The sequence below is a fragment of the Streptomyces sp. NPDC045287 genome (genome assembly GCF_056432325.1).
Genome location: NZ_JBWKJG010000016.1, coordinates 37,092 through 49,485, shown reverse-complemented (window position 1 = coordinate 49,485; position 12,394 = coordinate 37,092). Strand labels below are relative to the sequence as shown.

Below are 12,394 nucleotides of genomic sequence, written 5' to 3'. Positions count from 1 at the left end.
GGCCGCCGTCCTCGCGCGTGGCGCCCACCCCCGGTGGGAACCGGCTCGTCGGACGTTCGTTCCGCCGTCCTCGCGCGCGGCACCTACAGCGCGTACGGGCCGACCTCCGACTCGTTCTCGCCGCCGCCCTCGCGCGCGTGGCGCCTACTTGTCGATGTCGCCGACGACGAAGAAGAACGAACCGAGGATCGCCACCATGTCCGCGACCAGCGTTCCCGGCAGCAGCTCCGACAGCACCTGGATGTTGTTGTACGAGGCGGAGCGCAGCTTCAACCGGTACGGGGTCTTGTCGCCCTTGGAGACCAGGTAGTAGCCGTTGATGCCGAGCGGGTTCTCCGTCCACGCGTACGTGTGTCCCTCGGGTGCCTTGAGGACCTTCGGCAGCCGCTGGTTGATCGGGCCGGGCGGCAACTCCGCGATCCGGTCCAGGCAGGCGTCGGCCAGGTCCAGCGCGTTGTGCGTCTGCTCCAGCAGGCACTCGAACCGGGCGAGGCAGTCGCCCTCCTGCCGGGTGACGACCCTCAGCGTGTCCTGGAGCTCCCCGTACGCCAGGTACGGCTCGTCGCGGCGCAGGTCGAAGTCGACGCCGGAGGCGCGGGCGATCGGGCCGCTCACGCCGTACGCGTGCGCCGCCTCCGGGGACAGCACGCCGACGCCGCGGGTCCGGCCGCGGAAGATCTCGTTGCCGAGGACCAGCCGGTCGTACACGTCCATGCGGGAACGGATGGCGGCGACGGCCTCGCGGGTCCTGCCCAGCCAGCCCGCGGGCAGGTCCTCCTTCAACCCGCCGACCCGGTTGAACATGTAGTGGATGCGACCGCCGGAGGCCTCCTCCATGATGTGCTGGAGGTCCTCCCGCTCCCGGAACGCGTGGAAGATCGGCGTGATGCCGCCCAGCTCCAGCGGGTAGGAGCCGAGGAACATCAGGTGGTTCAGGACCCGGTTCAGCTCGGCGAGCAGGGTCCGCGTCCACACGGCCCGCTCCGGGACCTCCATGCCGAGCATCCGCTCGACGGCGAGGACGACGCCCAGCTCGTTGGAGAACGCCGAGAGCCAGTCGTGGCGGTTGGCCAGCACGATGATCTGCCGGTAGTCGCGCGCCTCGAACAGCTTCTCGGCACCTCGGTGCATGTACCCGATCACCGGCTCGGCGTGCCGGATGACCTCCCCGTCGAGGACCAGGCGGAGGCGGAGCACACCGTGCGTCGAGGGGTGCTGGGGGCCGATGTTCAGCACCATGTCGGTGCTCTCCGCGGCACCGCCGATGCCGACCGTGGTCTCCCTGGGCTGGGTGGTCTCCGTCATGCCGCTCAGTATCCCCCGGCGGGCCGCCGCTGGAGCAGCCAGGTGAAGTCGCCGAGCCCGCCGCGTGCGGTCAGTTCGGCGGCCTCCCCGGCGGCGGCGAGGGCCCGGACGTAACCGGCCGGGTCGGACGAGGCGAGCGCGAGCGCCGGCCGCTCCCCAAAGACCCCGAGCCGCCGGAGGGCCTCCCGCTGCGACAGCAGCTCGGCCGGTCCGGACGCCGCCGCCGCGCAGGCGTCCAGGGCCACGTGGGACGTGAGGTCACAGGTGCCGTCCGGGACGGGCGGGACCTCGCGGCCCTCGCGGAAGCCGGTCAGCGTACCGAAGGGGGGCCGGGCGCCCGCCGTGTGCGCGTAGTCCACCGCGACCGCCAACCCGGCCGACAGGGTGCGCGCCGCGGCGGCCCACGCCTCGTCGCGGGGCCGGCCGATCTCGGCGCGCTCTCCCGGTTCCCGCAGCGGCCACCAGCGGTCGAGCCACGCCGCGTCCGCCCCGGCCACCGGCGCGCCGAGCCGTTCGGTGCCGTCCCGCCGCACCTCCACGCGCCGGGGCGTGCCGTCGTCGTCGGCCTGCGCCACGTCGACCGGGACGTTGTCCAGCCACTCGTTCGCGAACAGCAGCCCGCGCACCCCGGCCGGTGGCCGCGCGACCCACTCGACGCGCGGGTCCAGGCCCGGGGGCCGGGGCGCGCGCTCCACGGCGTACGCCCGTACGCGCAGCTCCGGGGGGAGCGCGGCCAGCACCCCGGTCACCAGCTCGCCGCGGCCCGCGCCCATGTCGACGAACGCGACCTCGTCCGGGCCGTCCGCCCCTACCCCCGCCCCCGTCCCTGTCCCCGCTTCCTGCGCCAGGTCGGCGGCGACGCGCTCCAGGAGCCGGGCGACGGCGGCGGCGTACAGGGGCGAGGCGTGCACGGAGGTACGGAAGTGACCGGCGGGGCCCTCGGGGCGGAGGTAGAACCCGCCCGGCCCGTACAGGGCGTCCTCCGTCGCCGCCCGCCAGCCCCGCCAGGACCGGTCGCTCCAGGTCACGCCGTTCCCCCCGGTCGTCTCGCCGGTCGTCCTGCCGGTTGCCCCGCCGGTCGTCTTCGCCGTCTCATCCGCCACGGGCACAGTGTCCACCTTGGGGAGTAGGAGCTTCCGAATCGGATCGCACTCCTGGTTGACCCGTGCACCTATCCGGTTTCCCTACGCTGGCTACGTGCAGCGCCTCTACGACTTCCTCCGCAGGCACCCGACGGGCGTCGACAGCTTCTGGGCATTGATGCTGTTCGGGTTCTCCGTCCTGTGGGTGGCCTCGGTCCCGAACGGGCCGGACGGCCTGGTCGCCGCCGCGGTCGTCCTGCTGTTCGGGCTGGTCGTGGCGCTGCGCCGCCGTCTGCCGGAGACGATGCTGCTGCTGACCGCGGCCGTCGGGGTCGTCCAGCTCCTGGTGGGCCTCCCGCCCAACCCGGCCGACTTCGCGATGCTCGTCATCATCTACACCGTCGCCGCCCACGACGGGCCGCGCTGGGCGTCGCGGTTCGCCCTGGTCGGCGGGGCGTGCGCGGCGACGATCTCGCAGTTGCGGTGGCCGGTGGAGGGCGTCTCCACCACCGGGCAGGTGTTCTTCACGATCGTGATGTCGGTGCCGTTCGTACTCGCCTGGGTGCTCGGCGACTCGATGCGCACCCGCCGCGCCTACCTGGCCCAGTTGGAGGAGCGCGCGGACCGGCTGGAGCGGGAGCGGGAGGCGCAGGCCAAGGTCGCCGTCGCCGCCGAACGGGCCCGCATCGCGCGCGAACTCCACGACGTGGTCGCCCACAACGTGTCCGTCATGGTCGTCCAGGCGGACGGCGCCGCCTACGTCCTGGACAGCTCGCCGGACCAGGCGCGGCAGGCGCTGGAGACCATCTCGTCCACCGGCCGCCAGGCCCTCGCGGAGATGCGCCGACTGCTCGGCATCCTGCGGACCGGGGAGCCGGAGGAGGCGGGGGAGTACGTCCCGCAGCCGGACGTGCAGCAGATCGAGGACCTCGTCGAACAGGTCCGCACCGCGGGCCTCCCCGTCGACTTCAGGGTCGAGGGCACCCCGCGCCGGCTGCCCAGCGGCGTCGAGCTCACGGCGTACCGCATCGTCCAGGAGGCGCTCACCAACACGCGCAAGCACGGCGGCCCGGACGTCGGGGCGTGCGTGCGGCTGACGTACTTCGACGACGGGCTCGGGCTGCTCGTCGAGGACGACGGCCGGGGCGCCGCGCACGAGATGTACGTGGACGGCGGCGCCGACGGCAGGGGGCACGGCCTGATCGGCATGCGCGAGCGGGTCGGCATGGTCGGGGGCACCCTGGACGCGGGACCGCGCCCGGGCGGCGGCTTCCGGATCAGCGCGCTGCTCCCCCTGAGACCCGCCCACTAGAACGCTCCCGCGGGCCCCCGGGCCCGCGGCCCCCGACCCCTCCCCGTCAGGCCCCTCCCGTGGGCCCCTCCCCGTTAGGAACAGGACCCAGACATGACGATCCGTCTGATGCTCGTCGACGACCAGGTGCTGCTGCGCACCGGCTTCCGCATGGTGCTGGCCGCCCAACCGGACATGGAGGTCGTGGCGGAGGCGGGCGACGGGGTGGAGGCCCTGCAGGTGCTGAGGTCGACGGCGGTCGACGTGGTGCTCATGGACGTCCGCATGCCGAAGCTCGACGGGGTGGAGGCCACCCGTCGCATCTGCGCCGAGCCCGGCGCGCCCCGCGTCCTCATCCTCACCACCTTCGACCTGGACGAGTACGCCTTCTCCGGGCTGAAGGCGGGGGCCAGCGGCTTCATGCTCAAGGACGTGCCGCCCGGCGAGCTCCTCGCCGCGATCCGTGCCGTCCACAGCGGCGACGCGGTGGTCGCCCCCTCCACGACCCGCCGGCTCCTGGACCGGTTCTCCCCGATGCTGCCCAGCGGCACCGGCGGGCAGCCGGAGCACAAGGCCCTGTCCCGCCTCACCGACCGGGAGCGCGAGGTCATGCTCCTCGTCGCCCAGGGCCTGTCGAACGGCGAGATCGCCGCCCGCCTCGTCCTCTCCGAGGCGACCGTGAAGACCCACGTCGGCCGCATCCTCACCAAGCTGGAGCTCCGCGACCGCGTCCAGGTCGTCGTCCTCGCCTACGAAACCGGACTGGTCCGCGCCGGCAGCGGCCCCCTCCCGTAACGCCCCTCCCGTCACACCCCCCGTAACGCCCCTCCCGTCACACCCCTTCCCGGCGGTGCCTTCCTCGGTCCGGTGGCCCTCCCCGGCGGCGGCGCGCCCTCCCCGGCGGCGCGTCCGCCCCGGCGGTCAGCGCAGCACGGTCTCCAGGAAGTCGCTGCCGATCCGGGCCACCGCCGCCACGTCCAACTGGTGCAGGACGTAGCGGCCACGGCGGCGGACCGTCACCAGCGCGGCCTTCTTCAGGACCGACAGGTGGCGCGACACCTCCGGCGGGGTGATCCCGTACGTGTCGGCCAGCTCGCTCGTCGTGTACGAACCGCGTGCCAGCTGCCGGCACAAGCGCATCCGCATGGGATGGGCCAGCGCGTCCATGCGCCGCTGCAACAGCTCCACCGACGCCGGACCCGGCACGGACGGCGTGCCGACCGGGTACTGCACGACAGGCCGCCAACCCGGCGCGTGCAGCACCAGCAGGTGCGGCCAGCCGAAACTGGTCGGCACGAACGTCACCCCGGCTCCGACCCCCGGGTCCACCGCCGTCGTCCGGCCGTGCGCCATCTTGTCCACGTGGATGTGCCGCCGCGCCCCCTCCTCCTCGACCGCGACCGCCGGGGACACCGCGCGCAACGCCTCGGCCGGGCCCCGGCGGCGCAGCAACTCGATCTTCTCCCGCGCGTCGGCCGCCAGCCCCGGCCCGACCCGGCGCCAGGTGTCCGCGAAGAACGCCTCGTCGCAGTCCTCGAACAGGCGCCGCAGCCACGCCCGGACCCCGCCCGGGTCGTCGAGCAGCCGGCGGGTGAAGTCCAACTGCCGGGGCCCCCGGTTGGCGGCCAACTCCAGTGCGCGGGCGGCCCGTACCGGAGCACCGGCCACGTGCGTCACGGAACAGCTGAACTCCAGCGCCGCCGTGACGAACCGCTCCTCGTCGAGCTGGTCCAGCATGTCCAGCTCGTCCGCGAGCGTCGCCCCCGGCCGCCCGTCCCCGCCCCGCACTCCGGCGTACGGCTGGAACACGTCGGACACGGTCGCCGTCCACAGGAAGTTCGCCTCGTGGAGCCGGTCGGCCAGGTCGGGTCTGAGGCCCGCCGCCGTGGCCGTCGCCCACCCGTGCAGCCCCGGGTGGTGCCCCGGCTCGGCCAGCGCGTGCAGGGCCACGCCCAGTTCGGCGAGGGGCGAGATCGCGAAGTCGATCCGCTCGGGCGGCAGGCCCGTGATGTCTATCGTCACGCTCACGCCCCTATGGTGCGGTGCACCGGGCAGGGCGGACGGTCACTTGACGGTCCCCGTCAAGTGACGCGCCCCCCCCCGGAGCGGCCACCGCTCATTCCTCCCGCGCCACCCGGCGCACCGACTCCATGAACCCCCGCACCGCCTCCCTCACCTCGTCGGCCGTCCACTCCAGCCCCGGTGCCGTGACCGTCACCTCGGTCATCGCGACACCGGGCGGGCCGCCCGCGCTCCCCTCGGTCCAGCGGCGGAAGAGGACCGTGCCCGTCTCCTCCGCCTGACGGACGGCCGCCTCCGTCAGGACTTCCGCCGGGTACGGGAGCCACACCTGGAACTCGTGCGTGTGCGGCACCTCCGGGTGCACCCGGGACCACGGCACCGCCGCCGCCTCGAACCCCTCCCGCAGGCCGGCCGCCACGACCCGCGCGTGCGCCACGTACGACGGCAGCCTCGGCAACTCCCGCTCCAGGCCCAGCAGGGCCGCCAGCACCGCCGGGTGCTGCTGGAACACGTTGCCCCCGTACCGGTGGCGCCACGCCCGCGCCTCCTCCACGAACGTCTCGGGCCCCACCAGCGCCGCCCCGGACAGTCCGCCCAGCGACTTGTAGAAGGACACGTACACGCTGTCCGCCAGGCCCGCGATCTCCGGCAGGCTCCGCCCGAAGTGCGCCGTCGCCTCCCACAGCCGGGCGCCGTCGAAGTGCACCACCGCGTCCTGCTCCCGGGCGGCCTCCACCACCTCCTCCAGTTCGTCCCAGGCCGGCAGCACGAATCCCGCGTCACGCAGCGGCAACTCCAGCATCAGCGTCCCGAACGGCTCCTCCACCGCCCGCACCTCGTCCGCGGTCGGCAGCCGGCCCGCGCTCGTCGGATGCACCGTCCGCAGCCCGCTCACCACCCCCAGCGCGCCCCGCTCGTGCACCTCCGGATGGGCCAGCGGGTGCAGCGCCACGACCCGGTTGCCGGTCCGCCCCGCCCAGCACCGCAGCGCCACCTGCTGGGCCATCGTCCCGGTCGGGAAGAACACCGCCGCCGGGAACCCGAGCAGCTCCGCCACCCGCTGCTCCAGGTGTTCGACGACCCCGCTCCCGTACAGGTCGACGCTTTCGCCCAGGTCGTACACCGACGGTCCCCCGGCGGCCAGCGCCGCGAGCCACTCACCCGGTGTCGCCTCCGCCGACGACCGGTGCAACACCCGCTCGGCCGCCCGCCACGCGGCGATCCGACGTCGCCGCTGCCACGCCTCCCCTCCCCGTGTCTCTTCTTCCCGGGCTTCCTCTTCCCGGGCCTCCGCTCCCTCTTCGCGCGTCCCCTCTCCCCGGGCTTCTCCTTCGCGTGTCCCCCCTTTCTTCTCTTCCTTCCGCGCCCCGTCCTCCCGCACTTCCCCCGCGCGGGTCTCCTGTCCGCCCCCTCCGTGTGCCGCCCCTTCCCGCTTCTCCGCGCCGTGCCGCCCGGCTCCGCCTCCCTCCTTCCCCCGCCGCTCCGCCCCGGTCCCGTCCCGTCGTCCGACGTGCTCGCCGTCGTCATCCATCACATCAGCCATGCCGTGATCATCCCCGCGCGTCATCCACAGGCGCGTGTGATTATCGGGCCGGGTGTCGGTGGCCTGTGGATGGTGCGGAAGCGGCGGCGAAACGCTGGCGTAGCATGACGAGAAATCGTCCGGTACCCGCCGAGGACTGGAACGGAAGGCCGTCGCCACGTGAACCCACCAGCAGAACCCCGCCCCGCCCGACTCGCCGTCGGCGTCGTGGGCGCAGGCAGGGTCGGACCCGCCCTGGCCGCCTCCCTGCAGCTCGCCGGACACCGCCCGGTCGCCGTCTCCGGTGTGTCCGACGCGTCCCGGCGGCGCGCCGCCGAGCTGCTGCCCGACGTGCCCGTCGTCCCGCCCGCGCAGGTGCTGGAACGGGCCGAGCTGGTCCTCCTCACCGTCCCCGACGACGCCCTGCCCGGCCTGGTCGAGGGTCTTGCCGAGACCGGTGCCGTACGGCCCGGCCAGCTCCTCGTCCACACCTCCGGCCGTTACGGCGTCGGTGTGCTCGACCCCGCCCGCCGGGTCGGCGCACTGCCGCTCGCCCTGCACCCCGCCATGACGTTCACCGGCACGAGCGTCGACGTCCAGCGGCTCGCCGGGTGCTCCTTCGGGGTGACCGCGCCCGAGGAGCTGCGCCTGGCCGCCGAGGCGCTCGTCATCGAGATGGGCGGCGAGCCCGAGTGGATCGCCGAGGAGGCCCGCCCCCTCTACCACGCGGCCCTCGCCCTGGGCGCCAACCACCTCGTCACCCTGGTGGCCCAGTCGATGGAGCTGCTCCGCCGGGCCGGGGTGGGCGCGCCCGACCGGATGCTCGGCCCGCTGCTCGGCGCCGCCCTCGACAACGCGCTGCGGTCCGGTGACGCCGCCCTGACCGGGCCCGTCGCGCGCGGTGACGCGGGTACGGTCGCCGCGCACGTCGCGGAGCTGCGCAAGCACGCGCCGGCCACGGTCGCCGGCTATCTGGCGATGGCCCGCTCGACCGCCGACCGGGCCCTCGCGCACGGCCTGCTCAAGCCCGAGCTCGCGGAGGATCTGCTCGGGGTACTCGCCGCAGGACCCGCCGGTGAAGGCCGCCCCGGTACCGAGGGCCCGGAAGGAGGCACCAGCCGATGAGCCCGTCGCCGCACGCCACCGGAGTGTCCGGCAGCACCCCGGGCGCACGCCCCGCTGTCGCGCTCGTCCACACCCGCGAGGCACTGGACCGGCTTCTGGACCAGGTCCGGACCCCGTCCACACAGGCCCCCGCCGCGGCCCGGGCCGAGCCCGCCGCGCCCGTCCCGGCCGCCGGCAGCCCCACGCCCGCGCCCGCCTCTGCGCCCGCGCCCAGCCCCGTCGCGGCCGAGTCGCCCGCCGACAGCCCCACTCCCGCGTCCGCCCCCACCTGCGCTCCCGCATCCACCCCCGCCCCCGCCGCCTCCTCCACCGTTCCGCGGGTCGCCGTCGTCATGACGATGGGCGCGCTCCACGACGGCCACGCCACGCTGGTGCGGGCCGCGCGGGAGAGGGTCGGGCGGGGCGGCCTCGTCGTGGTCACCGTCTTCGTCAACCCCCTGCAGTTCGGGGCGGGCGAGGACCTCGACCGCTACCCCCGCACCCTCGACGCCGACGTGCGGATCGCCGAGGCGGCCGGGGCGGACGTCGTGTTCGCGCCCTCCGTGGACGAGGTGTACCCGGGGGGCGAGCCGCAGGTGCGCGTCTCCGCCGGCCCCATGGGGCAGCGGCTGGAAGGCGCCTCCCGCCCCGGCCACTTCGACGGCATGCTGACGGTCGTGGCCAAGCTGCTCCACCTCACCCGCCCCGACGTGGCGTTCTTCGGCCAGAAGGACGCCCAGCAGCTCGCCCTGATCCGGCGCATGGTGCACGACCTGGCGTTCCGCGTGGAGATCGTCGGGGTGCCCACCGTCCGGGAGCCCGACGGCCTGGCCCTGTCCAGCCGCAACCGCTACCTGTCGCCCCGGGAGCGCCGCACCGCGCTCGCCCTGTCCGCCGCGCTGTTCGCCGCCCGCGACCGGCTCGCCGCCCAGCAGGCGCTGCGCGCGCGTGCCGCGACCCTGCCCGCGTCGCCCAGCCGTGCCGAGGCGCTGTCCCGGCTCGGCGAGTCCCGCGCGGCAGCCGACGCGCACGCCGTCGCCCAGGCGGCCCAGCACGGCCAGGGCGGAGGGGCCGCCGCGGTCCGCGCCGCCGCCCGGGCCGTCCTGGACGAGGCCGCGGAGGCGGAGCCCCCGCTCGCCCTCGACTACCTCGCCCTCGTGGACCCGGCCGACTTCACCGAGGTTCCCGACGACCACACCGGAGACGCGGTCCTCCTCGTCGCCGCCAGGGTCGGCACCACCCGGCTGATCGACAATCTGCCCCTGACCTTCGGAGCCCCCGCATGACCGGCATACGACTGCAGGCCCCGGCACCCGGCTGGGCCATCGACGCCGACGTGGTCGTCGTGGGCTCCGGCGTCGCCGGTCTGACCGCCGCCCTGCGCTGCACGGCGGCCGGGCTCCGTACGGTCGTCGTCACCAAGGCCCGCCTCGACGACGGGTCCACCCGCTGGGCGCAGGGCGGGATCGCCGCCGCGCTCGGCGACGGGGACACCCCGGAGCAGCACATGGACGACACCCTCGTCGCGGGCGCCGGCCTGTGCGACGAGGAAGCGGTCCGCGCGCTGGTCACGGAGGGGCCCGACGCGGTGCGGCGCCTCATCGCCACCGGGGCCCGGTTCGACACGGACGCGTCCGGCACCATCGAGCTGACCCGCGAGGGCGGCCACCACCGCCGCCGCATCGCGCACGCGGGCGGTGACGCGACGGGCGCCGAAATCTCCCGCGCCCTCGTCGACGCGGTCCGCGAACGCGCCGTCCGCACCATCGAGAACGCGCTCGTCCTCGACCTCCTCACCGACGCCGCGGGGCACACGGCGGGGGTGACCCTGCACGTCATGGGCGAGGGCCAGCACGACGGCGTCGGTGCCGTGCACGCCCCGGCGGTCGTCCTCGCCACCGGCGGCATGGGCCAGGTCTTCTCGGCCACCACCAACCCGGCGGTCTCCACCGGCGACGGCGTCGCGCTCGCCCTGCGCGCCGGTGCCGAGGTCAGCGACCTGGAGTTCGTCCAGTTCCACCCCACCGTCCTGTTTCTGGGCCCGGAGGCCGAGGGCCAGCAGCCGCTGGTCTCCGAGGCGGTACGGGGCGAGGGCGCCCACCTGGTCGACGCGGAGGGCGTCCGGTTCATGGTCGGCCAGCACGAGCTCGCCGAGCTGGCCCCGCGCGACATCGTCGCCAAGGGCATCATGCGGCGGATGCGCGAGCAGGGCGCCGCCCACATGTACCTCGACGCCCGCCACTTCGGCGCCGAGATGTGGGAGTCCCGCTTCCCGACCATCCTCGCCGCGTGCCGCACGCACGGCTTCGACCCGGTGACGGAGCCCATCCCGGTCGCCCCCGCCGCCCACTACGCCTCCGGCGGCGTCCGCACCGACCTGCGCGGCCGCACGACCGTGCCGGGCCTCTACGCGTGCGGAGAGGTCGCCTGCACCGGCGTCCACGGCGCGAACCGCCTCGCCTCGAACTCCCTGCTGGAGGGTCTGGTCTTCGCGGAGCGCATCGCCGACGACATCGCGGACGGCGTCGCCGCCCGGCGGGCCCGTGCGGTCGCCCCCGCCCCGCACCCCGCGCCGCGCGTCCTGCCGCTGCTCGACCCGGCGGCCCGCGCGCGCGTGCAGCACGTGATGACGCTCGGCGCCGGCGTCCTGCGTTCCGCCGCCAGCCTCGCCGAGGCCGCCGAGCGGCTGGACGCCATCCACAGCGAGGCCCTCGGCAACGCCGGGGGGGAGGGCCACAAGGCGGCCGAACCCGGCGTCGAGTCCTGGGAGACCACCAACCTCCTGTGCGTCGCCCGCGTCCTGGTCGCCGCCGCCCTCCGCCGCGAGGAGACCCGCGGTTGCCACTGGCGCGAGGACCACCCCGACCGGGACGACGCCGCCTGGCGCCGCCACCTCGTCGTACGCCTCTCCCCGGACCGGAGCCTGGACGTCCGTACGACCGGCACCCAAGACTTCCCCCCGACCGTCCAGCCCGCCGAACAGGCCGCCGCCCGCAGGGAGCCGCAAGCATGACCACGCCCGAAGAACGCCCGCAGCCCGTGGACGTCCCCCTGATCCAGATCGGGACGCCCGCGTCCGCCCGGGACACGGCAGACACGGCAGACGCGGCGAGCGGCGGCTGCGGTGACGGCTGCGGCTGCGCGGCCGGCCCGGAGGGCGACGAGGCGTACGAGTGCGGGCTCGACCCGGCGCTCGCCGAGCTCCTCGCGCAGTCGGGCCTCGACCCGGTCCTCGTCGAGGACGTCGCGTACCGCGCGGTCGAGGAGGACCTGGACGGCGGCGTGGACGTCACCACGGTGGCGACGGTCCCCGAGGACGCCGTCGCCACGGCGGACTTCACCGCGCGCGAAGCGGGCACGGTCGCCGGCATCCACATCGCCGAGGCGGTGCTGTCGATCGTCTGCACCGACGAGTTCGAGGTCGAGCGGCACGTCCTGGACGGCGACCGCGTCGAAGCCGGCCAGAAGCTGCTCTCCGTCACCGCCCGCACCCGGGACCTGCTGACCGGCGAGCGCAGCGCCCTCAACATCATGTGCCGCCTCTCCGGCATCGCCACCGCCACGCGCGCGTGGGCGGACGCCCTGGAGGGCCACAAGGCGAAGGTCCGCGACACCCGCAAGACCACCCCCGGCCTGCGGGCCCTGGAGAAGTACGCCGTCCGCTGCGGCGGCGGCGTCAACCACCGCATGTCGCTCTCCGACGCCGCGCTGGTCAAGGACAACCACGTGGTCGCGGCGGGCGGCGTCGCCCAGGCGTTCAAGGCCGTGCGGGAGCAGTTCCCGGACGTGCCGATCGAGGTCGAGGTGGACACGCTCCACCAGGTCCGCGAGGTCCTCGAAGCGGGCGCCGACCTGATCCTCCTGGACAACTTCACGCCCGTCGAGACCGAGGAGGCCGTCGCGCTCGTCGCGGGCCGCGCCGTCCTGGAGTCGTCCGGCCGGCTCACCCTGGAGAACGCCGCCGCGTACGCCGCGACCGGCGTCGACTACCTCGCGGTGGGCGCCCTCACCCACTCGTCGCCGATCCTCGACATCGGCCTCGACCTGCGAGAGGCCCAGGGCTGACAG

General features: G+C 75.0%; 10 protein-coding genes. 6 read left to right on the top strand and 4 right to left on the bottom strand.

The features are described 5' to 3' along the window. Positions 1–144: 144 nt before the first annotated feature. Both AC07D6_RS24640 and AC07D6_RS24635 read right to left on the bottom strand, forming a co-directional pair. Positions 145–1,305, bottom strand: coding sequence for an NADH-quinone oxidoreductase subunit D (locus AC07D6_RS24640; RefSeq protein ID WP_479047711.1), 1,161 nt, complete (start codon positions 1,303–1,305; stop codon positions 145–147). Positions 1,306–1,310: 5 nt separating this feature from the next. Beyond that, on the bottom strand, positions 1,311–2,333 hold the full coding sequence (locus AC07D6_RS24635) for an SAM-dependent methyltransferase (RefSeq protein WP_479047954.1): 1,023 nt from the start codon (positions 2,331–2,333) through the stop codon (positions 1,311–1,313). A 169-nt stretch (positions 2,334–2,502) separates the two neighbouring features. Between AC07D6_RS24635 and AC07D6_RS24630 the strand changes: the two genes are divergently transcribed. Both AC07D6_RS24630 and AC07D6_RS24625 read left to right on the top strand, forming a co-directional pair. Next, positions 2,503–3,699 carry a sensor histidine kinase gene (locus AC07D6_RS24630; RefSeq protein ID WP_315875919.1) on the top strand — a complete coding sequence of 399 codons (1,197 nt, stop codon included), beginning with the start codon at positions 2,503–2,505 and terminating at the stop codon, positions 3,697–3,699. Between the two features lie 93 nt (positions 3,700–3,792). Then, complete coding sequence (locus AC07D6_RS24625) at positions 3,793–4,473, top strand: response regulator transcription factor (RefSeq protein ID WP_315875918.1); 681 nt, start codon at positions 3,793–3,795, stop codon at positions 4,471–4,473. A 126-nt stretch (positions 4,474–4,599) separates the two neighbouring features. Here AC07D6_RS24625 and AC07D6_RS24620 read toward each other — a convergent pair whose 3' ends face one another. Together AC07D6_RS24620 and AC07D6_RS24615 are read right to left on the bottom strand one after the other, a co-directional pair. Beyond that, positions 4,600–5,700 carry a DUF5937 family protein gene (locus tag AC07D6_RS24620; protein ID WP_315876108.1) on the bottom strand — a complete coding sequence of 367 codons (1,101 nt, stop codon included), beginning with the start codon at positions 5,698–5,700 and terminating at the stop codon, positions 4,600–4,602. A gap of 94 nt (positions 5,701–5,794) precedes the next feature. Beyond that, a complete protein-coding gene (locus AC07D6_RS24615; RefSeq protein WP_479047951.1) occupies positions 5,795–7,231 on the bottom strand; it encodes a threonine aldolase family protein in 1,437 nt (478 codons plus the stop codon). A gap of 171 nt (positions 7,232–7,402) precedes the next feature. On the opposite strand from AC07D6_RS24615, the gene AC07D6_RS24610 reads away from it, so the two are divergent. From AC07D6_RS24610 to nadC, 4 genes are all read left to right on the top strand, one after another. Further along, positions 7,403–8,347, top strand: coding sequence for a Rossmann-like and DUF2520 domain-containing protein (locus tag AC07D6_RS24610; protein ID WP_315875917.1), 945 nt, complete (start codon positions 7,403–7,405; stop codon positions 8,345–8,347). A 332-nt stretch (positions 8,348–8,679) separates the two neighbouring features. After that, positions 8,680–9,612 carry a pantoate--beta-alanine ligase gene (gene panC, locus AC07D6_RS24605; protein ID WP_479047948.1) on the top strand — a complete coding sequence of 311 codons (933 nt, stop codon included), beginning with the start codon at positions 8,680–8,682 and terminating at the stop codon, positions 9,610–9,612. Beyond that, positions 9,609–11,339, top strand: coding sequence for an L-aspartate oxidase (locus AC07D6_RS24600; protein ID WP_479047708.1), 1,731 nt, complete (start codon positions 9,609–9,611; stop codon positions 11,337–11,339). The genes panC and AC07D6_RS24600 overlap by 4 nt, the downstream gene beginning before the upstream one ends. Then, on the top strand, positions 11,336–12,391 hold the full coding sequence (gene nadC / locus AC07D6_RS24595; protein ID WP_479047705.1) for a carboxylating nicotinate-nucleotide diphosphorylase: 1,056 nt from the start codon (positions 11,336–11,338) through the stop codon (positions 12,389–12,391). The genes AC07D6_RS24600 and nadC overlap by 4 nt, the downstream gene beginning before the upstream one ends. Positions 12,392–12,394: the final 3 nt, after the last annotated feature.